This is a genomic window from Deminuibacter soli (assembly GCF_003412455.1).
GTDB classification, from domain to species: Bacteria; Bacteroidota; Bacteroidia; order Chitinophagales; family Chitinophagaceae; genus Deminuibacter; species Deminuibacter soli.
This window is the reverse complement of the sequence record NZ_QTJU01000007.1, coordinates 270,151-296,922: the sequence shown is the minus strand read 5'-3', so window position 1 is coordinate 296,922 and position 26,772 is coordinate 270,151. Positions and strand designations below refer to the sequence as shown.

Annotated in this window: 14 protein-coding genes; all 14 read right to left on the bottom strand. The window is 52.8% G+C overall.

The features are described 5' to 3' along the window. Positions 1-4: 4 nt before the first annotated feature. Positions 5-1,168, bottom strand: coding sequence for a prolipoprotein diacylglyceryl transferase family protein (locus DXN05_RS18360; protein WP_116848735.1), 1,164 nt, complete (start codon positions 1,166-1,168; stop codon positions 5-7). A gap of 75 nt (positions 1,169-1,243) precedes the next feature. Continuing rightward, the gene (locus tag DXN05_RS18355; RefSeq protein WP_116848734.1) at positions 1,244-4,525 is read right to left on the bottom strand and encodes an eCIS core domain-containing protein; all 3,282 of its coding nucleotides are present in this window, start codon (positions 4,523-4,525) and stop codon (positions 1,244-1,246) included. A 144-nt stretch (positions 4,526-4,669) separates the two neighbouring features. Then, entirely contained in the window at positions 4,670-7,957 is a 3,288-nt protein-coding gene (locus tag DXN05_RS24970) for an eCIS core domain-containing protein (RefSeq protein WP_116848733.1), read from the bottom strand. Positions 7,958-8,036: 79 nt separating this feature from the next. After that, positions 8,037-9,275: a class I SAM-dependent methyltransferase gene (locus DXN05_RS18345; RefSeq protein WP_116848732.1), complete on the bottom strand. Its 1,239-nt coding sequence runs from the start codon at positions 9,273-9,275 to the stop codon at positions 8,037-8,039. 38 nt (positions 9,276-9,313) lie between these two features. Continuing rightward, positions 9,314-11,551: a glycosyltransferase gene (locus tag DXN05_RS18340; RefSeq protein ID WP_116848731.1), complete on the bottom strand. Its 2,238-nt coding sequence runs from the start codon at positions 11,549-11,551 to the stop codon at positions 9,314-9,316. A gap of 153 nt (positions 11,552-11,704) precedes the next feature. After that, positions 11,705-12,973 carry a hypothetical protein gene (locus tag DXN05_RS18335; RefSeq protein WP_116848730.1) on the bottom strand — a complete coding sequence of 423 codons (1,269 nt, stop codon included), beginning with the start codon at positions 12,971-12,973 and terminating at the stop codon, positions 11,705-11,707. A gap of 128 nt (positions 12,974-13,101) precedes the next feature. Further along, positions 13,102-16,701, bottom strand: a complete 3,600-nt coding sequence (locus DXN05_RS18330; protein ID WP_116848729.1) for a DUF6519 domain-containing protein — start codon at positions 16,699-16,701, stop codon at positions 13,102-13,104. 32 nt (positions 16,702-16,733) lie between these two features. Beyond that, on the bottom strand, positions 16,734-18,920 hold the full coding sequence (locus DXN05_RS18325) for a hypothetical protein (RefSeq protein WP_116848728.1): 2,187 nt from the start codon (positions 18,918-18,920) through the stop codon (positions 16,734-16,736). Between the two features lie 2 nt (positions 18,921-18,922). Then, complete coding sequence (locus tag DXN05_RS18320; protein ID WP_116848727.1) at positions 18,923-21,721, bottom strand: putative baseplate assembly protein; 2,799 nt, start codon at positions 21,719-21,721, stop codon at positions 18,923-18,925. A gap of 15 nt (positions 21,722-21,736) precedes the next feature. Then, positions 21,737-24,337 carry a putative baseplate assembly protein gene (locus tag DXN05_RS18315; protein WP_116848726.1) on the bottom strand — a complete coding sequence of 867 codons (2,601 nt, stop codon included), beginning with the start codon at positions 24,335-24,337 and terminating at the stop codon, positions 21,737-21,739. Between the two features lie 7 nt (positions 24,338-24,344). Next, positions 24,345-24,695: a GPW/gp25 family protein gene (locus tag DXN05_RS18310; RefSeq protein WP_116848725.1), complete on the bottom strand. Its 351-nt coding sequence runs from the start codon at positions 24,693-24,695 to the stop codon at positions 24,345-24,347. Between the two features lie 11 nt (positions 24,696-24,706). After that, positions 24,707-25,027 (bottom strand): hypothetical protein, encoded by a 321-nt coding sequence (locus DXN05_RS18305; protein WP_116848724.1) that lies wholly within the window; start codon positions 25,025-25,027, stop codon positions 24,707-24,709. A gap of 16 nt (positions 25,028-25,043) precedes the next feature. Further along, positions 25,044-25,550, bottom strand: coding sequence for a phage baseplate assembly protein V (locus tag DXN05_RS18300; protein ID WP_116848723.1), 507 nt, complete (start codon positions 25,548-25,550; stop codon positions 25,044-25,046). Between the two features lie 12 nt (positions 25,551-25,562). Further along, positions 25,563-26,693: a hypothetical protein gene (locus tag DXN05_RS18295; RefSeq protein WP_116848722.1), complete on the bottom strand. Its 1,131-nt coding sequence runs from the start codon at positions 26,691-26,693 to the stop codon at positions 25,563-25,565. Between the last annotated feature and the right edge of the window lie 79 nt (positions 26,694-26,772).

Sequence of the window (26,772 nt, the reverse complement as noted above, 5' to 3'; positions counted from 1 at the left end):
GCGATTAAACCGTATGGTATGCTGCAGGTTTGCTATCGGGCAGGGGTGTTTTAAAAACGATATGAAACAGGTTACCCGGATGCCCGGTTATTTCTGCCTTATCTGTATGTGCATGCAGTGTTTGCAATAGCTGCGCGAGTTTCTCTGCCAGTTCGTGTGTAAGCCGCAGCCGCGCACTGCCTGAAATGGTATAGTGTGTAAGCTGCAGGTGGTATTGCTGCACCAAACCGGCAGATACTTTCCATCCCTGCCGGTTGGCGCATACATGAATATGCGCAGGCTGCTGAACGCTGTTGGTTTGAAGGTTTTGTAGATGCGCCTGGTGCAGGGCATTCATGAGCTGCCGGATGATGCGCGGGTTAACCACATCACCGCCTTTGTGAAACCTGAACACGACCACTGCGCTGCTGCACAGCAATGCTGCTGCTATCACGGTATGCCAGGTATACAAGGGCAGCCAGTGCAGGTAACCTGCCATCCATGTAAACAGCACCAGTAACAAGGTTGTCCATTGCGCTTCTGAAAGTCCCTGCCAGTAAGGCCGCCAGGGATCACCCCTGAAAAATTCCATCACATAACGGCACAGTCCGTAACCGGCTGTATACAACACCAGCACCGATCCCGGTGCTGCACCTGACGACAACAGCCAACACCCCGTAAGCACAATGCAACTCACATACAGTGATTCAGCCAGCTGCACCGGGAACAGCGGAACGTTTTCATAATAATAAATCAACCCCTCCTGCACATGTGCATGCGTATACACCACGCCTTTCTTGAAGGGCTTGCCATGACAACAGCCTGCAGAAAAACAACCCAGCCTGCCAAAGGCCAGAAACGTTGCAATACACAGGATCATGATATCAAGGAAACGCAGTACCGGCTGATGCAGCAAACCCAATACCAGCGCGCAACCCAGCAGTATGGCTATTTCGTGGTGATAGTATACGATAATCTCTTCGCCGGTAAGCAGTTTCGCCAGCATGGCCAGTACAGTAAAAGCAACCATGGCTGTTAATGCCATTACCAGCATTCCCCATACCGGTAAATGCAGCGCTATACACCATAGCACGCCCAGCAGCAAACCGGCAGTAAAACCAACGGTGCCGAAGAAATGAAAGGCAGGGATTTTTCTGGTGCCCAGCTTAATATGGGTGGATGGTTTCATTGTTCAATTGTTCCATAGTTCAATTGTTCCATGGTTTAATGGTTCTGCTGTTCCTTGTTCCTTGTCAATATTCAATTAATGAACGGGAATTAATACCTGTTGTCCTGATGCCAATGGTGCCCAGGTGCCGGTACCGGCGTTTACGGCGATGCCGGGATTGGCATTGGCTAGTGCTGCTTCAGTAACGCCATTTTGTGTAGCAACATTGGCGCGGGTTTCACCGGCTACTGCAATGTGTTCCCTGCAACCGGGCAATATTGCATTTGCCGGAAGCGCATCAGAAATACCGGGATTTTTAGCGGTGATGGTAGCCAGCGGCACGCCGGTTCTGGCTGACAGATCTGCCAGGTTTGCAATACCGGCGGGAATGGCAACACGCTCTGCTGCACCTGCCGCACGCAAACCACCCAGCGGTGCACCGGCAGGGTCAATACCCAGGTATTCCACATGCCCCTGGAAGTAAACGGCTCTTACACCACTCTCTCCAATGCCGGTGTGTTTTACACCTGCAGGTGGCGTACCGCCATCACGAATGCGTTCAGCCTGTGCACGGTGATCAGCATATTGTTGTGGCGTGTTGCGGCTGGCCGGTATAATATTCGGATCGGGCTTGGGCGTTGCCACATTACCTTCAATAGAATGACGCACACCTTCTTCGTTACCTGCCAGCACACGTGGCAATAACACATTTAATGTACTGGCCGTAAACATTTCGGTAAATCCTTCTACCATGGTGCCGCGGCCAATAGCCGCATTAGAGAAAGCAGGATGCGCGCGCAGGTGCAGGCTTTCATGTACAGCGCTCTGGAATATTTCCCAACGCTGCCGCAATTCATCTGTTGCAGCACCGGCACCTGTTGGCGTGATGGCAGATAACAGCGTAATACCCTGGCCGCCCCGTTCGTTCCAGCTGGTAAGCCGGTAGTTGATGAGCTGCTGCCGGTTACCGGGCGGCGGCAGGGTGTTGGCATTGGCATAATCCTGCGCCACTTTAACACGGAACGGCCCGTCAGGCGGGTCATCTACTGTTGAGTAGTGGTGTGCAGCAAGTACATCTGTAGCAAACTGCCGTGCACCTGCTGCCTGTGTGGCGCCTGGCACATCGTTTTCAAATAACCACCAGGCCACGCCATCTGCCAGGTCGGGCACACTGGGCGTATTGGTTAACGTGGCGCGGTCGGCCCCGCTGTATGGGTCGAATATATTCTGTCCGCCCACTACTCCGCCGGTGCCTTTGCGTGCAGCCCGGCCAGCGGTTTGCCCTGCTGTTGGTGCAGCAGGATCCATTGAAGTGCCATACCGGGATTCCAGCTGTGCTCTTGCCTGGTTGGCGATATCTACTACTGTAGTTGTGGCAGCGCCGCCGCCAACCGCTGCCGGTGCAGCTGCAAATGGCACCCTTGCGCGGGCCAGTGCAGCATTGGTATTGGGCAGAAAGAATTTGATGTATTCATCATACGCAGTGAATAACTGTGCTTCCATTGCCGCCTGGTTGGCGGCCTGGTTGGGATCGCCGGCCTTGCCATCCCAGGGAATGCGTGGTGGCGCCGGTGGCGGTGGAGGTGGCGGCCCTCCGCCGGGTGGCGGAGGCGGCGGTGGCGGTGCAGGCGCGGGTCTGCTGGCAGGATCCAATTCATACCCTATTTCCCTGGCAAGATCGGTATCGGGTGTGCTTAAGCCTGCATGCTGATCGGGTGTGCGGGATGTACTGCGTCCGCAGCTTTGCAAACGAAGACCTGATTTGAGCCTTGGCAATGCCAGCTTTTGCAGATCGCTGAGCTTTTTGCGGGTGCTTCCCCATAAGGAGGCTACCGCATGCACAGCCGAGCGATCTGCATCTGCTTCCAGCGCAGCGCTGCCTGTTGTTCCGCTCATCTTCCCGGAATCCTTGCCTGCATTGCCCTGCTGTACTACATGCGCAAGTTCATGTGCCATCAATGCATCGCCTGCAATGGTGCCGGGTTTGTACTCATCTTTACCAAATGCTATATGCTGACCAACTGTGAATGCACGGGCATTCATGTTATCTGATAAACTGGCTGCGTGCGTATCGGTATGCAGCTGTACGTTGGCAAAGCTGGTTCCAAACACACGCTCCATTCCTGTGCGGGTTCGGCTATCCAGTGCGGTGCCCCTGCCAAGACTATGCATTACCAGGGCAGGCGGTTGCGCAGCAACTGCACCACCCGGCCTGCTTTTAAACTGCATAGCACTGCCGCCGTCTGAACCCTGTTGCGATGCGCCACCACCGCCAAACAAACCGGCTATGCCACTCACCACACTACCGGCAACACCCATTACAGCGCCCAGTACAGAATGGCCCCTGCGCCAGGATACGGCGGCCTCGCGTGCACGCTGCGCCACAGCCCTGATGAGCTCTTCAGCCGAAGTGGCATGAGCAGCCCCGGGCGAATAACGTTTCAACATGCGCTCCAGCTGTGCAGCCGGTGTTTGCCGGTGGCGCTGAAATGCGGTATTGAGATAGGTGCAATTATCTGCGGTGTAAATGGTATGCTGCAATTCCTGGTTTACTACCTCGCGTATAGACTGGTTCAGGCGATCCAGGAAAACACTGCGCCGCATTTGTACAGGCGATACATCGGCAGCCGTATCATCTACAACCAGCGAAGCGCCTGCATCTTCCTGCTGCTGTTGTTGCTGCTGCTGTTCCGGGTCTGCCGCAGCTGTATCTTCCCTGCGCAACAAATGGCCCGGCAACTGTTGCGTTACGTGTGCCAGTTCATGTGCCAGCAATGCATTGCCCTCGCTGCTGCCCGGCCTGTATTTGCCTGCACCAAACACTACATGACTGCCCACTGTATAAGCCTGTGCACGCACCGCTTTGGCTGAATTGGCGGCTAACGTATCCGTATGTACCTGCACCTGCCCGAAATCGTAACCAAAACGCGGTTCCATTAACGCGCGCGTGCCTGCATCGAGCGGGTTGCCCCTTGTTTGCAAAGCCGCGTGTACAACCGGCGGTGCAAATTGTGCAGGAGGCATATTGCCAGGTATACTGCGCGCCTGTACCAGGGGCGGCATGGCCGGCGAAGTACTGCGTTCAGTAACGTTTTGCTGCAGCCTGTATGGCGGTACACGCAATACACGCGCAGCCATTTCATCGGCTTCCTGTTCAAACCGGTCGCCCGGCCTGTTTACCACCAGTCTTGTCTGCAAACGCAGCTTTGCTCCCTTTGCGCCAAAACTGCCTGGCGGTGGCGCACCTGTTCCAGCCCCGCCTGCTGTTGCCAGCCTGCCGCCTTCGATAGTGGCAATGCGGCTTTCAGGCGCAGCCTGCTCCGGTTGCTGTGCATGCGCAGCCAGATTTTCAGCAGGTGTGATTTTGGGAGTGCTCAATTTGAAAATTTGAAAGTGTGCTAATTTGAAAATTCAAAGCAAAATGGGGTCTTTACCACTAAGGGCGCAAAGACTTTACACTCCGAAGAATCCTGTGGACAAAGGGTACAGCGTATACAATGGCTATTAAGAGATATTTCTTGCTCAATGCACCGGGATTAATACGCGTTGCCCTGCGGCAAGGGCAGTCCAGGTGTTGGTTACGGGATCTACGGCAATGCCTGGGTTGGCTCTGGTGAGCGCGGCTTCGGTAACGCCGTTTTGCATGGCTACGTTGGCGCGGGTTTCGCCGGCTACGGCTACGTGTTCGCGACAGCCGGGTAATATGGCATCTGCGGGTAGTGCGTTGGTGATGCCCGGGTTTTGTGCAGTAATTGTTGCGAGCGGAACGCCGCTGCGTGTGGCCAGATCGTTAAGATCACTCATACCGCCGGGTATATGTATCCGTATTGCGGCACCAGCAGCACGCAGTCCGCCCATTGTAGTGCCTGCGGGATTAAGCCCCATTAATTCGATATGCCCCTGAAAATAGGCAGCACGTACGCCGGCTTCGCCAATGCCTGCATGCGGCACTCCACCCGGTGCGGTACCGCCATCGCGTATGCGTTGTGCTTCTGCCAGTGGTGTCAGGTACTCTGCAGGTGAACCGCGGCGTTGCGGGATAATAGTAAGGTTGGGCGCCGGCGTTGATTGCGCTCCTTCGATAACATGACGTGTTGGTTCGTCTGTACCTGCACGAAACGCGGGCAAGGTAGTATTGAGCAGGCTTACGGTAAACATTTCGGCAAACCCTTCTGCCATGGCACCACGCCCGTTCTCTGCCGCAGCGAATACGGGATGCGCCCGCAAATGCAGGCTTTCATGCGTTGCGCTCTGGTAAATCCTCCATCGCTCAGCCAGTTCATCCGTTGCCGCAACACCTGTTGTGGGCGTAATAGTGGTGAGCAGAGTAATGCCATGTGCTCCCTGTTCATTCCAGCTATAAAGCCTGTAATTAAGCAACTGCTGCCTGTTACCGGGTGCAGGCAAGGTATTGGCTGCAGCATAATCTCTGGCCACTTCCCAGCGAAAAGCATCGTTGGGGTCATCCACACCGGAATAGTGGTGCGCTGCCGTAATATCCGGCGCAAACTGCCGCGCACCTGCCGCCTGGCTGGCACCGGGCTCATCGTGTTCAAACAGCCAGTATCCTACACCATCAGACAAGACATTCACATTTGGATTGTTGGTGAAAGCCGCGCGATCTGCCGCATTGTAAGCATCAAATATATTTTGTCCGCCTGCTACCCCGCCAGTCCCCTGCCGTGCGGCGCGGCCTGCTGTTTGCGGAGCATTGGCTGCCGCAGCATCCATAGACACGCCGAATCGTGCTTCGAGCTGGGTTCTGGCTACATTGGCAATATCTACTGCTGAAGTATTGCCTGCTGCTGCCCCGGTAAACGGCACTCTTGCCTGGGCCATTGCAGCATTGGTATGGGCCATTTTAGCGGTAATATACTGGTCGTACGCATGAAACAGCTGGGTTTTCATGGCTGTGCGTGCAGCTGCCTGGTTGGGCGCACCTGCCCTTCCATCCCACGGCACACGTGCAGGTGGTGGCGGAGGCGGCGGTGGTGGCGGCGCCGGACCACCTACAGGTGGTGGTGGCGGTGGCGGAGGTGGCGGTGCGGGCACAGGCCGCAGATTGGGATCCATCTCAAAACTTATTTCCCTCGCCAGGTCTGCATCAGGCAAATTCAACCCGGCATGCTGATCAGGACCGGCTACCGGTGGTGCAGGCGCAGGCGTACGCCGACCACACGACTGCAAACGCAGGCCAGACTTCAATCTCGGCAGTGCCAGCTTTTGCAGATCGCTTAATTTTTTGCGCGTACCACCCCATATGGAAGCAACAGCATGTACGGCAGAACGGTCTGCATCTGCTTCCAGTGCACCTGTGCCTGTTGATTCGGTTATTTTCTTTGCATCCTGCCCTGCATTACCCTGCTGCACCACGTGTGCCAGCTCATGGGCCATCAGTGCATCGCCTGCAATAGTGCCGGGTTTGTATTCGCCGTTACCAAAGGCAATGTGCTGCCCTACTGTGAAGGCACGGGCATTCATGTTATCTGATACACGCGCAGCATGCGTATCGGTATGCAGCTGCACATGGCCAAAGCTGGTGCCAAACACCTGCTCCATCCCGGTGCGGGTGCGGCTGTCGAGTGCAGTACCCTTACCGAGGCTATGCATTACCATAGCAGGTGATTGCGGCGCAGCTGCACCGCCGGGTTTGCTTTTAAACTGTACGGCCCCGCCACCGGCATCCGGTGCCGCTGCATTGCTTGCGCCACCGGCAGCCCCCGCTATACCCGCTACTGTACTGCCTGCATCACCTGCTGCGCCCAACATGGCATTGCCGTTACGCCAGGCCACAGCAGCCTGCCGAACACGCTGCATCACACTACTGATCAGCTCTTCAGCCGAAGCCGCATCTGCAGCACCGGGTGAATAGCGTTTCAGCATGCGTTCCAGCTGTGCAGCCGGTGTTTGCCGGTGGCGCTGAAATGCAGTGGTTATATATGCACAATTATCGGCAGTGAAAGGCGTGCCCTGCAATTCCTGGTTTACCACATCGCGTATAGACTGGCTCAACCTGTCGAGAAATACACTGCGCCGCATTTGTGCGGGTGATACATCTGTGGCAGTATCATCTGCAATGAGGGCTGCTCCTGCGTCTTCTTCCTGTTGTTGTTGCTGCTGTCCGGGAGCAGCGGTATCCGTATCTTCCCTGCGCAATAAACGGCCTGGTACCTGTTGTGTTACGTGCGCCAGTTCGTGCGCCAGCAGTTCATTGCCCTCGCTGCTGCCCGGCCTGTATTTGCCGGCACCAAACACTACATGACTGCCTACTGTATAAGCTTGTGCCTGCACTGCTTTGGCAGAACGGGCAGCCATCTCACCCGTATGTACCTGCACCTGCCCGAAATCGTAACCGAAACGCGGCTCCATTAATGCGCGCGTGCCTGCATCCAGCGGGTAGCCGGTTGTTTGTAAGGTGTGGTGTACAATGGCAGGCGCTGTTTGTGTGCGGGGTATATTACCGGCAACACGCCGGGTTTGCACCAGCGGCGGTACGGGATGTGCCGGCTTTGTTTCACCGCCTGCATAATGCAGCCTGTATGGCGACATACGCATGGCGTGCGCAGCCATTTCATCAGCTTCCTGCTCAAAGCGGTCGCCCGGTTTGTTTACCACCAGCTTTGCCTGCAAACATACCTGCACTGCCTTGCCACCGAAACCAGCCGGTTGTGTTGTGGCTGCACTGCCTGCTGCTGCCTGCCGCCCGTTATTGGTGGCAACTGCACGACTGTTAAATGCAGGCTGCTCCGGTTGCTGCGTATGCGCAGCAGCATTTTCGGTGGTGGTATTCCTGGGAGAAGAAGAAGGCAATTTGAAAATTTGAACAATTGGATAGCTGGATGGATTTATGGTTGAATGGTTGGATTGTTACATTGTCAACCCAAAACCATTATGCCATGGCGTTTGAGTGCCAGTAAGCATCCTGGCAAAAGTCAACATTGCGGCAAACGAGCGATAGCACATTGGGTCTTCTGCCGCCGGAGCCTATCCAGAATTCGCAACCCAAACGGCGGGCGTTGATGGAATCGCCGATATGGTAACGCGGACTTTCGTAGTACTCCCTGAAATCGGCCAGGCTGCGTATGTAACCGGTGGCTGCATACCAGAAATTACCACTGAAATGAGACACCGGCGGCATATCGCGCCAGTTTACACCAATGGCATCGTAGTAGGGTAATTGTATGGCGCATTGCTGCCAGTTTTGCACCAGCTGCTCCATCATTAAACGGCGCCAGCGGGCCTTGGGCCAGTGATGCGGGTTGCTTACGCCCTTGCTGTGCAGGTATAATACATAACCATTGTACCTGCGTGCATGTGATTCAATGGCCAGCATGGCAGGCGTTTCAAAATATGTTAGTTCGGGGGAATGAAAATTAAGGTTGTACTGTATACCCAGTTTTCTGCAGGTATCGCGCACCTGCTGCAGATCCTGCTCAGAACCCAGTACAGATAATTCGATGGCAGTAAAACCCTGTTGCTGCAGTTGCTGCATCTGCTCTTCAAACACCGGCTGCCATTCGTGCATACAGGCAAGATGGTAAAACAGCTTCACCTGGTTGCGCAGGTAATCGGCTACGGTGCTGCAGTAGCGCGACAATAACCGGAAATGCTGTTCATAATACAGCTGCTGCGGCAGCTGTATGCAGGCTGGCTGCTGCGCGGCAGCAAAATCAATAATGCCGCAGCCCCAGTCAGTATCTACCAGGGTGCAGCGATGGGTGGTTTGGTTAAAAATGCGCAATGCGGCTTTCCATACGGTGCCGTTCCAGGTTTCGCCTTCTGTAAATAATTCAGGTGCGCGCTGGTGCCAGGCATCGGGCGGCAAACAATCGTGCAGTACAATTACACCGTTCGGCGATACACAACGGCTGGCATTGGCAAAGTCTTTCAGCACCTGCTCTTCGGTATGCATGGCATCGATAAAAATCACATCGAAGCTTTGTGTATTCTGTTCGAAGAAGGCATCGGTAGTACCCTGGAAGGTAGATACAGGGCGGGTATCTACCCCTGTTTTATGGGCGCATTGTATGTGTATGAAATTTAAATTTTCATTGTTTACACCCAGTTCAAGATAACTGGCTGCATTGCGTTGCGCAATTAAATGATTGAGTAAGGCTGTGCGGTTCATGGCGGGAACGGTGCGTTAGCAACGGCAGGAGAATATGATTAGCGGAGTGTTGTTTTCTGCAGTATTACCAATGTACCGGCCTGGTGTACCTTGTAATAGTGACCACTGTGCAGCAGTTCATGTACCATGGCCTGTACGCCGGGATAGTAATCTGCATAATCATGAAACCCAATGTACGCGCCGGGTACAAGGCATGCGGCAAAGGCCCAGAAATCGGCCGATACATGCGGGTAATCATGCAACCCGTCAATGTACAGGAAGGCAACAGGTTTGTCCCATTGCAATTCATCTGTGGTAGTGCGAATGCTGTGCACCACGCGCGACAAGCCTGCTTCACTGATGTTTTTTGCAAACAGTTCAAATGAAGCGGGCAATGTATAAATACAATCATCGGCAGCACCCTGGCGGCCATCGTGCGGATCAATGGTGTATACCGCTGCCCCGCCGAAAGCTTTGGCCACGCTGCCCAATGCAACAGTGGCCTTGCCCTGGTAGCAGCCTACTTCTACGATATTGGGTGATTGCTGTTGCTCGCGGCATACTTTAATGGCAATTGCCATGAGCAGTTCTGCCTCATCCGGCTCTAACCAGCCCTGTATGTTTTTAATACGGCTGAGTACTGCACTGGTGATAAACAGTTCCTGCGCACCCTGGTCTTTTGCTACGGCAGGTTTGCCGAATGGCGTGTAATGCCTGAAATAACCACGCAGGTGTTTGCGTACTGCATTGTCGTAACGCCGTTCTACCGGGTGCATCCAGAATGCATCGGTGCGGCTGAGTGCGCGGTTGGTTTCCTGCACACTGAAACTGCGTTTATATTTTACATAATCGTAACTGCATGGGTTGGTTTGTATATCATAGCCCAGCAGTTTTACCAATGTGGGCAATATCACTTCTTCGGTTGCCCATATTTTGGTGCGTTGCATAATATCCTGCAACACGGTATTCTTTTTAAACAGCTGTGTAAGGTCATGCATGGCATCGCGGAGAAAAACAGTAGAAGGCCAGAATGTCCAGTGCACGAATTTGTCGTCCCCGTTTTCAAACTGCTGCAGCAAGGGCTGCCAGAGATCTGTTTCCTTAAAAGCCTGCACAGCAGGAAAAACCTGCACATCGGCAGGCAATACTTTTTCATACCTGCTCGATAGCATGCCCAGGCCGTCACGTTCCTGCAGGTTGGCAGCAAGATAGCCGGCATACCCTTTCCGTATGGCCAGCTGGTCAGAATCTACAATGGTTAACGTATCGCAATTGAAGTTCTGCAATGCAAACTCCATGCTCTGCAACGCAAAATGATGCAGGTAGCCCCATTTGGCAGGCACAGGCCGCGGATACATTACTGCACCGAACTGCCCGTAGGGAAAACGGTTGGAGAAGAGGTTGGGGTTATTACCGCCGTTGTACAGCAATATCACCGAAGAGGGATCATGAAAATGCAGGTTACGCACCAGGTCAATCACACAATCCTCCTGCTCGTGCACCAGGCAGGCATAAATATTCTTTACGGGCGTTATGTTCGCTGCCTGCGCTGATTTGTGCACTACCCTTGCTGCGGGCACAAATTCCGTTGCAACCGGTGCGCCGTCGTTGGCATAAAACTGCCAGTCATCATCCATTATTTTCTGTATCTCTTCTACGGGGTAGGCATGCCACCACGCACCATCTGTTTTTTTGGGACTGATGTTGTGGTCGTGTATCATGTGCACCGAAAAAGTAGAATCAGTATGCACCATTACCCGTTCGCTTGGTGCGCGCCAAACGAACAAACCATCCATGCCTACATCGATATCGGCAAACTGGTTGTGGCTCCAGAACTCGCGGGTATAACAAAGCGAGCTGCCCAGCATCCATTTGCGCTGGTTCGATGGGTACACATAATTGTACGCGTTCTGGTTACGCAGATCGAAGTACAGCAGGTTATTGATACCGCAGATATCGGTATGATGGTTTTGCAATGCGTTTACCTGGTATTGCAGGCGGCGCGGTGCATACCAGTCATCATCGTCCCAGTTGGCGAGTATATTACCCGCAGCATAGGTACAGGCAAGGTTTAACTTGGCGCCGAGTGTTATTTTATTCTGCAGCCGTATGTAACGGATATTGCTGTCGCCCGGCACCAGGTCTTCAATAGCGTCTGTGCCATCGTCTACAATAATGAGTTCTTTACGGGGATATTCCTGTCTTAAAAAATAGCGGATTGCATGAGGTATAAACGGCCGCCGGTTAAATGTGGGCATGATGCAGGATACCAGCGGCAGTGCGTTGTCTGTAGTCATAATAAAACGGCTTATTGTTAGCGGGGGAAGCTGGCTGACCGTTCTTTAAGGATGGATTTTATGGTTGGATGGTTTTATTGTTTGATAGTTTTGCCTTCTGCAAGACACCTCGCGGGCGTAACGCGGATACCTGGCGGCATTAGGTATGCTTTGTTACTGCACTGGCTTGTCGGTGGCGCCGCCCGGGTTGGTTTTGGGGAGGGTGGCTACGAAGCGGGTGAAATTGTCGGAGCTGACTACTTTCTGGATGGCGGCATGATCGTTTTGCAGGGAAACAATTTGTGTTTGCATGGCAGCGATCTGCTGGTCTTTCGCGGCTGCGTCTTTTTCAGCCTGGGCAAGGCGTGTCTGCATATCATTGTCAGCGCTTACCACTTTCTGAAAGGCAGTAGTATCGTTTTGCAGCGAAGCAATTTGTGTTTGCATGGCAGCGATCTGCTGGTCTTTCGCGGCTGCGTCTTTTTCAGCCTGGGCAAGGCGTGTCTGCATGTCGTTGCCGGAGCTGACCACTTTCTGAAAGGCAGTATTGTCGTTTTGCAGCGAAACAATTTGTGTTTGCATGGTAGCGATCTGCTGGTCTTTCGCAGCAGCATTTTTCTCGGCCTGATCAAGGCGGGTCTGCATGTCACGGATGCTAGCCTCCTGGGCAGCGGCATTGGCTGCGGCGGCAGGATCAACGGCAGCTGCGGGTGCCGGCTGATCTTTGGTGATGGCGTAGTACTTTACCTGGCCGTTTTCCTGGAACAGGGTTACCTTCTGCCCTGCTTCCAGCTTGGCCGGCATAGAGGCAATGCTGGCAAAGGTTTCTTTGTTGAAGCCGGGTTTGTATTCTTTTATTTCGGATACCGCGATCTGTTTGCTCTGCAGGTTTTGCGTGGCAGTGGCCACGTCCTGGTTAACCACATCGCTGCTTTTGCTGGCGCTGGCTTTGATGGGGTTGAGATGAATGTTCGACAGTCCTTTTGTTATGGCATCACCCAGCACACTTTTCGCGCTGCCTATTTTGTCTTTCACATCGCGGATGGCTCCCGAAAAATCAGACAGGTGCAGGAAGGTGGCTGAGCTGAGGATCTGCGAGGTGGAAATACGGTCTTTCCCGTCTGTACCGGCAGGTGCTGCCTGGTACAGGGTAATGATTACCTGCTCAGGTGCCGTGGGATCCCATTCCACTTCATCCTTTGTATCGTAAATCTGCAGGTTGTTCTGGTATACTTTAAAATACAGCACGGTGTTGTTGGCACGGGCTGCCGTATCAACGGGTACATTGAAATAGCCGTTGGCATCGGTGGTGGCACTGCCCAGTGCAACGTTGGCGGCGGTTGCAGCAGCGGTGGCAGACCATGCTTCTACCTTGAGATCGGCCACACCTGTGCCGTCTTCACTAACTACCTGGCCGGCTGCAAAAAATTGCTGGTTAAACATATGTAGGCTTTATAAAAGTGCAGGTGAGGAATGTTGTTTGGACGTTTGAAGTTTAACGTTTGACGTTGGCGTTTTTTTACCACAAAGGGCGCAAAGAAAACACACACAAAGGGCACGGAGGAATACAGTTAACTTTTACCGAGAATGAGGCAGCAGAATTGTTCGAAAGCTTTTTCCATTATGGGTTTTACCGGTATAACGGAATGCCAGTAATCTACTGTGGGGAACGATTTTACGTATTTGCGTTTATCGAAGTTACATACGTGGTATACCTGACCGTCGCGTATTTCTACGCAGCCGAGGTATACTTTTTTCTCGGGATCGCAAGTAGGGCAATCGATCAGGAATTCTTCCACAAAGCCGTCTTTGAAATGCTGTACCAGGTGACCCAGCATATCCTTGAATGTTTTGAGTACGCCGTCATGATAGTCGGCCAAACGCTTGGGTGCTTCTACTGTGTAGTTCGGTTTGAATGATGGAGAAAATGCCCTTCTCACTTCGATGGTGGTGAGGGTATTCACCAATCCGTTCAGCACGTATACATTGGCTTGTTTGGCATCGGTGGCAATACCCATCGGGAAAATCTGTACGGGTATGCGGTACTTGGCATCTACTGCCTGTATGCCGTCTGCATTGGCAGGCAGGCGAACTACCTTGCTTTTGTCTGACAGGCTGGCGAGCAGGTATTCCTTTTTGCCGGCGGTAAGGTAAGCGAGCCGTACAATCTGGTTACTGTCGAGTGCTACTGTTTTCTTCAGTACAGAGGTATAATCAAACTGGTATACCATGCGGCCGGTTGCGCCTGCTGCATTGTTTGCCGTAACGTAAATGATATTGTTGTGAATTACCAGGTCGTTCCATGCGTCGGTGCCTGTTACCGGCAAATCGGGTGCTGCACCTGTATCGGTTGCTTTCAGTTTGGTGATGTGTATGCTGGTAAATGTAGTGGACACATTGCCGATACCGGCAGTAGCACTTACACCGCAATAAGCACGGCCACCATCAGCCGATACCACCAGCAAACCGGTGGCACTGAATGCTTCTACCACTGTTGCGTTGAAGTTGGCAGTGCCAATGCTGTCAATTTTAAAGATGCCCTGTCCTTTTGCTATTGCATACAGGGTATTGTCTGTTGCAGCCGCTGCGCCTGCTGTTGCCGTGCCCTGTGCCATGCCCAGTGTGGAAAACTGGAAACCGCAACGCAATGAGGTAGGCCCCCAGGTGAGTACCCCTGCAGCATCAATGGCAGCAGTGGCAAATACAGAATCCTTAGCGTCCAGCACGCCTACGGTATACAGGGTTTTGCCATCAGGCGAAATCAGGATATCCTGTACAACAATTTTATCACTGGCCGGGAATACCAGTGCCTGGCTGTACAGCTTTTTCTGCAGGTCGTAGGCGTATATTTTATTATCGGTACCGCAGGTGTATGCCACATTGCCCGATGGATGCACACGCAGTTTGGTGTGTACTTTCAATGCCGGGCCAAATACGGTATCCAAACCTTCGTCAATGGTATAATCCGGGTAAGGGTTATCGTTATCGAACATGGCGCAGAAGGTTTCGCTGCCCAGTTGTTTTTTCAGGTCGTTGTACAAACACCACAGCAATTTGTCTTCGTACAGTTTGTCTCCTGCAACACCGGCGCAGTCTTTTTCTGTGCGCAGTATGGTTTGTGTTTTGGTGCCTGAAACAAATACATACGGACCGGTAGCTGAGTTGAGCAGTTGTGCCATTACATTGATCACGGCTGTTAACCGCTGCTGGTTTACCGGTATGGGTGCTGTTTCAGTGAGCGGGAAAGGCGACAGTGTTTTCAGGTACTTGACAAAGCTCAGGATATAGTCATTATAAAAATCTTTAAGCAGGGTACCTTCCAGTACATCATCCCAGAAATTTTCCTTGCCGTGCGCTTCTATATTAATCACTGCACCTTTCACGCCATTGCCTGCCAGCATCAGGTTTACTTTGCCTGATTTGCCATCTGGCAGCAGTTTGGCGCGGATGGCTTCTTCCACTACATTGTAGATGGTTTCCTTTTTAACCTGTACCAGGTTACCCTCGCAGTCAATAGCATGGCCCGGTTCAAGCACTACATTCTGCCGCGTAAGCTGGAAGCCGCCTGAAGCAGAAAGCATGGTAGAACGCACTACCTGCGCCTGCCCGCAAATCAGCTTCAACCCGCATATTACCCCAACACCATGCAACAATTTGTTGTGCAGGCGCAGGTCGTTCGCAGCACACAGCTGGTCAAGTGCATCCTGCACGGTTTGTGCGCCACCGAAATTGCAGTTGCCGTTATCAAAACAAATGTCTTCTGCGCAGATATCGGTAAGGGAAGGGAACAGGTCACGGCAATCCTGCACCAGTGCGGCTTTGCCGTCTGCCACCTGTATCAGCGCGAGTTTGCTGTAGTGGTGCAATGTGCCAACAGGCTGCAATGCAGCGGGTTTGGCAGGCATACCCTGCAAAGGCCATTCTATGTTACCGGTAGCAGTGCGTGCAGGTATCAGCCAGTAGTCACCGGCATGAAATTTACCGCTATCAAAGCTCACCTGTATGCCACCTTCAATATCAAGCCAGCCGGTGTTTACAGGTGCACCTGCTGCGGTGCTGCCTGCACCCTGATCCCAGCGGCGCAGCTTCAGTCCTTTTTTACCAATATAGCCTGCAGCAGAGGTGCTGATTTGTATAATGCCGTTGTTTACATCCTGTATTTTCACCAGCGGGTAAGGCGCTGCGCCGAGTGAAACAGATTCATCGATTATTTCGGCCCACTGCCCTGCAGCAAAGCCCAGTACCGTATCATCTTTACCGGTAGAGGCTACAGTGAGTTTATTGCCTTCAATATGTGTAATGGTAGTTTCAACAGAAGCATTATCGCGCGACCATTTAAAGCCCATTGGCTTGCCATTGGCATCTACCTGGTGTACCTGTACGCGGTACAGCTGGTTTTCCAGCCGCTGGTAACCGGCTGAAGGCGGCAGCACGCAAGGGTTATCGCCCGGTTTTACCGGTACAGTCTGCGCGGTTAATTTACCGGTAGACGGCATGGACAATGCCACATAGCCGGGGAATACAGTATCGCAGGTAAGCGGCACCGAGCTGTCTGCACCAACGTTCAGCAGTTTTACCTGCCATACGGTTTGCAAACGCATGGTGGTGTCTGCTTCACCCAATGCTACTTCGTGAATATGCGGATCGTCGAGGTAACTGATCTCACGCTGCCAGGCATCCAGGTACACGAGATAAGCACCATCTTTCAGCTGTGCAAACACGGGGCTGGCCGGTGGGCTTAAAGGGCTGTCTGGCGGACTGAGCGGGCTATCGGGCGGACTTAAAGGGCTATCCGGCGGACTGGTAACCGGGCTGTCCGGTGGTGCAAAAGGCCCGGTAAAATTGCCCAGATCGGGTAACGGATAATAAGGCTGATGCAGGTAAGAGACAGCAGACTTTTCCAGTTCGCAAAGCAATCCATCCACGTATATGCGTCCCGGTGCAATCAGCAGATCGCTGGCATCGGTTAATACGGTTATTTTAAAGCCATCTGTTTTTTTGGGCACGCCCGAAACACCTATTACATCCTTTGTTTCAATAATTGTTCTGTGCTGCTGAATGGCCAGCTGCTCATTCCAGTCAGCGTCGAGCAGTACACGGCCCTGCTGCATAAGCACACCGCTGTAGTGCTTATGCCTGTTAAAGGTTTTACGAGAATAATCGCCTGGCATTGTTGAACCCTCCTGAGTTTATGATGAGTTTGTTAAGAACCATAAAAGATACCCGCCTCCAAACCAAATGGCAGGTATTCGTTGAGCCGTTTGCGTAAGTTGGCTTCGCGCTGCGGCTGGTACAGGTTATGAAAGGCACCCATTTCGGCACCATCTGATGCACCTGTTTTAATTACACACGGGCATTGCAAGGCCAGCTGACAATAGCCTGCTTCACCGTATTGCAGGGAAGTAAATGAAGGTTTTATGCTGTCTGTATCACTGCCTGCCACGGGCTGGCACTGATAGGCACTGGGGAGTTTTGATCCTGGTGGAATATAAGAGAACCGGATACAGCCCTGCTGCAAACGCGCTGCAATAACAGGCGCCTGCCAGCCATCTGCGGGCAATGTTGCCGCCACGAAAATGCTGTTGGATGCCAGTTGCATAATGCGTGTATACACCTTACCAATAACAGTACTGTTCTCTGCATGCAATACCGCACCGGGCTGCAATGGCGCTGCTGCCGCAAACGCCACACCGGTTTCGCTGCCTGCATCGGCAATGCTGTTGCTGAGGTATACCGTGGCATCTTCCGATGCGCGGATGGCACCGGTAATGCTGTCATCTATTTTCAGGGTAGTGTCCGGCAAATCAATCCACAATGAAGGTGTATCGCTTACCGGTAACAGGGTACAGTGTTGTATATCGAGTTCGTGCAGGCCATTGGCACTGCCGGTTTTATCTGTGGCAGGTACACGTACAGCCCCGCCGCTTACCAGTAAGCCATTTAATACAAATACGGAATTAACGCCGCCAGTTATCACCAGTTCGTCCTGCAGCACCAGCACACCGCGTGCGCCTTCGCCGGAGCGTATCTCGATGGTTTTACCTTCGGGTACGTGTATCACGGGTGTTTCGTGCAAACAGTCTGTATGCGCTATTTCAACAATGCCGCCTGTATTCACGAGTTTATCCAGTGCTTTCTGAATGGTGGGCACATCATCAGGTACTTTAAATACGGCAGGCTGATCTTCCCAGGTAGTAGTATCTGCATGCAGGTATTCGCCGCCGCCCATCGATGCGCTGAAGCCATACTGATAGGTTACGCGCACATCCATGGGTTGCGAGGTTTCGGGTAGCCATTCGTTTGGCAGGGCTATGCGGCCCAGTACAGGATCGATGGATACCTTGTGTTGTGCAGGCACATGGTTCCAGCCGGTAACATTGCCCCAGCTGTCTGTGATATCGCTGAGGTCGCAGATGCTGATGATATCGTGCAACTGCTGTCCTACCCCGGCCTCCAGTTTTTTATTGTTGATGGTAATGAAAATGCTTTTGTCTTCTTCATCACCGTAATACCCTTCAAGGTTATTGTCGAGCGCCCACCTGCTCAATGGCATGGATACATTTACGGGTGCAGCCAAATGCGTAATGGTGGCTTCTACTTCGGGTTTGTTGTACAGGCGTACATTACGGCCCAGCGCATCAAAGGTGAACATACCGGTACCTGCTTCAAAAGCAGGCGACTGCGTTAACTGGTAGTTACCTATGCGCCACAAATGAATGCCTACATTGGGGATATTGTATTTGCCGCGTTTGCGTTCAATATTGCGCACATCGGCTGTATGCGGAATGCGGTCGAACGGTGTATTTACGTACTCCATGGCCGTGGCATCGCGCAGGTTGGCCACGGATAAATTGCCGGGCCGCAGGTGGTTCATGTATTGCGTGGCAGCCAGCACCTGGAAGTATTCCACCACGCTCGCATTCCACCCGGTTACATCCCTTGCCAGCTGTTCAATTACTGCTGCCGTGCCTTTGCGGCGGCGGTACATCATGGTATCGGCCACCTGTGAGCGCTGGCTGAAAGGCGCACCCGGAAAAGTAAATATACCGCTGGTGCCTACCAGGTCGCCGATATAGGGCACTACCCATTCGGCACAGGTTTCTATGAATTGATCGTCGTATAACTGCGCCAGGTTCTCTTCCAGCACAGCCACCTGTTCTGCTACAATTGCCAGCAGGGCTTTCAGCGGGCCGCGCCGCTGTTCATCAATGCGTTCCTGCAAGTCTGCCGCTTCGGGGCTATTCTGGTCGTGTATGGCATTCAGCTGTTGCTGCAGTTCCTGTATACGCAGCAGCACTTCAGGTGTTACCATGCTGTTGCCTGCATCGGCATCGCGCATGCGGTACCAGGAAGGCAACAGTTCGTAAATGGTTTTGCTATCGAATGGCATGCTTACATCTGTTTAATATCTGCCGGTTGGGCGGGATCGAGTATGAGTATTTCTGCGGGCAAAATGCCATCGTCACCGGGCTGCGGCATACGGGCAAACAAAATGGCAGGCGGGTTGGCATCGGGTGTACTGTCGCTGCGGTAAAAAGCATCGATGTCTACTGCATCCACACCTTCTACATGCTGTATTACACTTACCACTTCACTGTAGGCAACCGGGTCGCCGAAATTGCGCGCATCAAAAGAGAAATTATCTGTGAGTGCCTGTTGTACGGCAGTGAGTACTTTATCGGGAAGGTATGCTGCATTCACCTGCACAGTTCCGGTGATGCGGAAGTACACGGGTTTGAACGATTGCATAAACAGGGTTACATGCGGCTCGCTCTGTGCAAGAATGGCTAACCGCAAACGATCGTACAGCTGCGAGCCGGCGGGCACTTCCTTACCGGCAGCGCCTGCAATGGTGAGCAGCACACAGCGGCGCTGGCCATTCCATGTCCACGTGGCGAGCGCTTTGGCAATACCGGCAAAGGCGCGGGCAAAATCCTGGTAATCCTGCAAGGACACTACCCGGTTCAGTGTACGTATGGTTAAGGTGGCATTCTGCCTGGCATCTTCCAGTTGTTCGGGATCTGCTGCACCGGCTGCTGCAAGCGGGTTGGTTACTGTTTTAACACCCAGCGGGCGGGTTAACAGCTGCGACAGCTGGTTGGCTTTTACCAAACCGCCCAGGCCAATTCCCTTGCGGTAGGTGGCTTTGATATTATTCTGCCCGGTAGGCAAACAGGCACCTGTAATGCCATCACCAAAAATTACCGTGGTAGCGCCTGCATCGTCGCGGCGGGTAATGTAAATATGTTCCGTGGGGCCATGCCCGTAAAATGCCGGCACTTCTTCCCACAGCAAATCGTTTACACGTATGGTTAAGGTAGAAGCAGCGCCGGTGGCCGAACTGCTGCCGGTGTAGGTAAGCGGGGGCTGCTGCAGCACAAAACGCTGAAATCTTGCAGCTGCATTACCGCTGCCCAGTGTTTCCTGTACAGTTTCGCCATGGGTGGCTGCTGCAACATTGGCATTGATGGTTACCGTACTGCGTGTATAACTGTATACGAGCGCAGCGGTAAACGTGAGTACGGTTAAGCCGTTTTCGGTAAGGGCATCCTGTATGGTCATTACCTCACTGGCTACTACCCCTTTCAGGTCACTGCGTTCTCCGGCAAGAATTACCACCTGTCCTTTTTTCAATTCAAGGTATAAGGCATCCAGCGTAAGTGCAGTATCGGGTGTATTGGCATTGGCCACTACATCGTTCAGCGGGGAGAGTGCAAGCGGCAGTACTTCGCTCTGCACCAGGAAGCTGATGGGGCGCAGCAGCGAAAAATCATCATTGACGGTTGTTTTCTTCCCGTGCGCCGCACCATGTGTGTATTTATAATCGACCACTTCCTCTTTTCCCAGGGCTTTTTCGGCTTCCATTTTTTCCTTGATATCGAGCCACCAGTTGGGTGTAATGGCATTGAACTGCAGCCGCGTTGTTTTGGCGCCTACGCCATAGGCATACCGGGATATGGTATCTACCTGTTTCAATGCCACCACTTTTGATTGTTCTACCGCATCACCAGGCTGGTGAACCGCGATAAAACTGCCTGCCAGCACTTCATCGTATACATTGTCGAGGTATGCCGTATGGTTGTTTTCATCTGCTGCCCTCAGCCATTCAGTCATTTGAATGGTGTTGCCAGATGGTGTTACCTGCAACGGTGCATTGGCGGCAAACACAGCTGCTGTTTTGCGGAATACATACAACACACCATTACCCGCAGGCCCTGCGGCCTGCAGCTTGGCCATGCCTGCTACAAACTCGTCGAGCGGCCATTGCTGTGTTTGCACCAGCGCCAGCAAGGCTGCCTGATCCCATTGTTTGCTTACAATGGTTTGCAATACGGTTTGACTGAGTGTTGTTTTTTCCGGTATATCCGTTACGCTGCCAATGGCAAGACCTGCAGGCCGTTTAAACGCAGGCGGCTGAACACCGGTATCTGCGCAGTATACCCAGGTGGTTTTGGCATCATCGTTCACCACCACCTGCTGTACTTTTTTCAGGTAAGAACTGTTCTGGTAACGTACCAGCAATATGTTGCCCTGTTTAAGACTGGTATTGGTACCCTGCACTATAAACAGGCTGGTGCTGCCATTGATGAGCTGCGGTTGTGCCGGCAGCGGGTGAATGCTGTTCCATTCCACATGGGCATCCAGCGGCTCAATGGTTTCGAAGGTTTGTGCTGTTTCGCCGGGGCCGGGAATGCTCTGCACCCTGGTGGCGGCATCGATGCGTACCGGCGGCAGCAATTGTTTGGTGCTGGTGATGGGGTTTAACGAAAGCGCCTGCCCCAGGGCACCGGGCGTATTGTCGAGCGTAAATGCGAGATAGGCAGAAGCCGCTACGCCGGGATTCAATTCATACCCGATGAGCCTTGCCAGCTGCAGTACAGACAGGCGTTCTGTTGCCGTACGCAGCCAGGCTTCATTGGCAATGCGTTCCTGGTAAAAGGTGAGCACATCGCCCATGGTGGCGAATGCATCGAGCAGGGCAATGGTGAAATCATCGTCACTGCGACTGGTAAATGCATTCAGCGCAGGCTGGTGCAGCGAGGTTAACCTTGCCAGCAAACTTTCTTTAAACGTTTGCCGGGTACCTGTGCGGTAGGCTACGGCCGATAAGCCCGGCCGGTTGGTAATGGCCTGCGGTGTTTCAGCAGAAACACCATCACAGCAGCCGCAATCATTTTGTGTGTCCATCATGGTACTTCAATGCGTTTATTTGCCTCCCACCATCAACAGGTTTAATACACCGTGTGAAGGGAAATTCCTGTCGTTATCCAGTCTTGCTATTTCCAGGCGGTTCAGTATCAGTTTACCGCTGAGCAGTGCGGCATTATCCGGTTGCCCCTGCCGCTGGAATTTGGTGATGCGTACCGAATCAATGCCTTCTGTAGCCTGTGCCACTGCGTACAGGGCGCTGAGGTAAACGGTTTGACCGAATGTGAAATTATCGGGATGAAAGAAACCGGGTGTGCCGTTGGAAAGTATGCGACTGCTGAAACGCGCAGCCAGATCGGCTTTCACATCGGCAGCGAAATAACCGGCAGTGACGCAAACGGTCATATCAATTTCGAGCGATACATACACCGGCCCGTCAATCTCGATGTCCTGACCGGCCATGCGATATTTTTCCATGTTAGTGGTTAACAGGTTTTCAAATGGTGCGTCTACAATAGTGCTGCCCTTACGGTCAACCGTAACAAATGCGGTGCGCCAGCTGCCTGTCCACCGGAAAGTGCATGCCGCCCGCTGCACCTGGTTGCTGCTGCGTTTGGCCACATCTTCAAAATCTGCCGCTGTTACAGCACGCTCCTGTGTGCGGAATGCTTCGGGTGCATCGCGTTTCACATGCTCCATGGCCTCCGGTTCGGTGCCTCCCCAGCCTGGCAGCGGGTTGCTGACAGACAAAATATTTTCATCACCGGTTACCAGCGGGTCGTTGCTGGCCATGTGTGTTACCGTACCTGCACCAACATTACCTGCAATGCCATTCCCCTTGCGCACAACGGCCGTAAACACCGTTCCGGAAGCAGGTCTTGACCCCTGCAAATTGTCACCGAACCGCAGCCAGGCAATGCCGGCATTATCGGTCTCTACCACTATTTTTTTGGCATTGCCTTCCACACCAATCAAATCTTTGGCGGGCAGCCACTCATCGGTAGGCAAACCATCTACTGTTTGATATAATTTAACGGCAGGCATGGTATCGCGCATGGCCCAACTGCGCACAGCGCTTGCAGATACCGGCGCTTTGCCGTTAACGAGATAAGGCACGGCCTGCGTAACGGGCGATTGCTGCAAATGCGGATTGTACCTGGGCTGTACCAGCGTTTGCTGCAGGGTATCATCGCAATGGCCGTGGCAGGCTGCTGCATATGACAGTGCCGCTTCAGGCACCAGTGAAGGCAATGGTGTATCATCTGTTGTAAGCCCATAATCAGCCAGTACAATATTTCCCCAGGCTATGCTTACATTATTGAAGTAATCATTTTTGTTGCGTGCCGAAATACACAGCGCAGCAGGCAAGGCATCATCGGCGTGCCAGGTGATCTGTGTTACCGGTAAATACACTGCACTTGCCGGCGATTCGGGTGGTGAGGTCAGCGGCGAATCAACAGGCAGGGTGTGCAGGTAATCGTAGCTGTAACTTACTGCTGTGAGCTTTACCGGGTAACGGTGTGTAGGATCGGCATCTGCTGCATTGCCTGTTGCAGGCCCGGTTACTTCGGCCAGCACCAGTACCATGCCCGGCTTCAGGTTGGGGTAATAACCTGCCAGCGTAGCCTGTGTAGCGCCTTTGGGCAAACAGCACTCTTCTGCATCCCAGGTATAAAAAGGCATTTCATTGTGTTCGGGATACAGTATTATGCTGTTTTCATCACCAATGATTTCAAATGCGCCTGCATCTGCTTCCAGCAGCTTGCGGTATACATCGCTGCCGATTGACATGGATGCAGGCATATTGGGTACCGTAGTAAAAAACTGTGTTAAGTACGGCGTATTTTTTTCGTACAGCGTAAGATGCTTTACCGTATTGTTCAGCCGCACATGCAGCCATACACGTGCATTGCAGCCGTCGTGCATAAAGTAGTCTACCAGCCTGGCATGTCGCTTTACAGAAATGCGCTGCAGCGCGGTATCCAGGTAGGCTTCTGTGGCAATGGCATCCTGCCGGTAGCTGAGGTAGTCGCCTATATAGGCAAACAGCTCAACCAGGGTAATACCCAGGTCGGCGGGGTTGCGTTCTGTCCATTGCGGCATCAGCAGCGACATGCGGTCGAGCATGAGCTGTTTAAAGCTGCTGTAATCTTTTGCGAGGTAGTTGATATCCGAATCTTCTGCCGGTTCGTGACTGCAGCCGCAATCGGTGGCGCAGTCAATATCTGCCGGGCAGGTTACCTTGAAAGAGAAATCCACGGCCGACATCATTACATCAAAACCGCTGAGTGGTGTGTGGTCATCGTCGTCGTTCACCAGCTGCAGGGTATAGGTAGAAAAATCACCTGCTGCTTTTACATGCACGGTTAAAATGGTTTCATCGGCCAATGCAGGTGATACGGGCAATGGCGTGGCAGCGCCTACTTCCACACTTACCACTTCAATGTTGCGGATGCTTTCGCCGCCGGTGATAATAACATTGTCAACACCAATACTGCCGGGCGCAATGTATTTTAAACAATGCACCAGCAGGGTGGTTTGCCGCAGTTCTATGGGATCGGTTGAAATATCCTGCACTTCCAGGAAATCGATGCCATTGAGTACCGGGTGTTCTTTTACCAGTGTACGGCGGTTGGTGTCACAGCATGCGTAATTCATGGTGTATCTAGCGGGTGAATTGTTCTATAAAATTCTGCTGGGTGGTGCGTACGGTGTAGGCGACAATTACTTTCAGCAATGCATCATCATTGGTTACCTGTACGGCGTTTACTTCAATCAAATCGCCCAGCCATTGCTGCAGCGCGCCCTGCACCAGGAACTGCGTGGTGGCAGCCAGCTCATCGCTGTTGGGCTGAAACACCAGCTGGTTCAGCGCTCCGCCAAACGAGGGCCGGTTAAGCCGTTCGCCTGGATTGGTAAACAGCAGCTGTTCAATCATATCACGGATATGACCATCATTATCGGTGGAGGCCGTGCGGCCCTGGCCGCTGAACTGGTAGGTGAATTTTACATTCATGGTATTGCTGGTTACATACCGGTAACCCGTGTTTGGGTAGATGTGATCATGAGCGGTGTGCCATTGGGTACGCAGATGGCCTGGCTATCGAGTAACAACAGCGGCATGCCCATTGACGTAATGCGTGTGGCAAACGTAACCCAGGTGGCGGTAACACAGGGCACCGGCGCGCCCGACACATTGAACGGGCACCCGGCTATTACATATGGCGCAGGCTGCGTGGCAACCGGCATGCCGGTTACCGTAACACGCGGACTGGGTGCGGTGGGTTGTGCTGTTCCGCCATGTGCGCACAGCACAACAGCACCCTGGTGTAACAAAAAGCCCGGCATAGTAAGTAAAGGGAATTTATATAACAGCGAGTGCGCCGTTGTTGATGGTTACCGCAGGGCCAACAAGCGTAATGCTTGCCCCCTGCCCGTTTTGTATAATGATGCCTGTTTCGCTGATGGAAATAAAAGCACCTGTCATGGTTTTTAACATGATGCCACCGGCAGGACCAGGCAGGTCACTGATCATTAACGTATTTTGTCCGAGCGTTTGCAATACAATGCTGGGCGATGCAGGCAGGCCGGCCAGTGCCAGCGCAGGCACTTCAGCAGCAGAGCCCCAGAAACAGCCAGACCAGATGGGGTAATCGGGATTACCGCCTTCAAATTCAACCCACACGCCTGCACCAATGGGCGGTATCATGTGTGCCCCCATTTGTGTGCCTGCAACAGGCAAACAGGGCATGGCCCAGCTGGAAATACCAAGTGCTGTTACATCGGGCACCTGTACCAGCAGGCGTGCTGTTTGCAGGGGATCGATGTTGTTCAAAACAAGTCCGCGATGTTTACCGTAATATTTTTCCATATGTTCACAAGGCTAGGCAGGCACAGCCGGTACTGTTGATACAAGACCGTTGCGAGACAGGGTAAACTCCTGCTTGTACTGCCCGCGTTTTATTTTGTGTGTTACTTTTTTCACGAAGTATAAACCATCATACGCTATTCCCGCGCCGCGCACACCAACCAATGCACGTGATTTGAGTACCGTTCCGTAACGCACTACATCCAGCGAGCCGTTACCGGTAACCACATCTGCCGAGCGGGAGGCTTCTGCCAGTCCGCGGCCGATGGCTGCCATGGGGCTGAGGTTTACGGTATCCTTCATCATTTTCAATTGCACCGACAGGCCCGGGATAGCACCCAGCGGCGGGTTCAGCGGTGTAATATCCGGGATGGGAATGGGGATGGGCGCCCTTGTTTGCTGGTTCTGGATAAACACCACCGGAATTGTTTTGGTGGCTGCATTGTACGTAAAGTTGAGGTCTTCCACATTGGTGAACGAATCCATGTTTACGTTGAGTGCTTTCTGCGGCACACCTACTTTTATTTCAGGCCCCCAGTAAGCCATGTTGGTACCCATTACGGGGCCGGGTTCTACATAAAAAATGTAGCCTGCATCGCCGGCGAGCTGTCTTATATACGCGAGGTCTGTGCCCTGGTGTACGGGAATCCTGTCTGTAGGTATAGGTATATCCATAAACAGGGAAGGAATAACTACGGGTATCATGCCGAACATGGCGTATTTGGCTACGGCGAGGGCCACGCGGGCTTCGGCAGGCATACAGGGATATGGCAGACCGGTAAATTCGATGAGATCCATGGCGCTGGACAAATCACTGCCTGATACATGCAGCACCGACTGCCCTGTTTGCACATTGGGTGTTACCTGCTGGTGATCGATTAAACCATCCATGAGTACATGCTCTGTACCGCCCACGGTTACTGCGATAATCACCCGGATAAAGGGCCCTGTTTGCCCGATCAATAACAGTAAGGTATTTAAAGCTGATTTGCTGCTGAAGGTAAATGACATCTGGAAACCACTCGCCTCTTCGCCGGATGCTGAAGTGACTTCGATATCGTTGAGTGCGTCCATGATTTCCTTTGGTACCGGTAATGGTACCAGGGGGCCTATCATGAGCGAGAGCTGTATTTTTCCTTTAAGCATCTTAGTGAGTGGTGAGTAGTGAATAGGCAATAGTGTCAGCAGGACTTCTTCGGAGAATGAAAAGGCCGGTTTTGCTTGC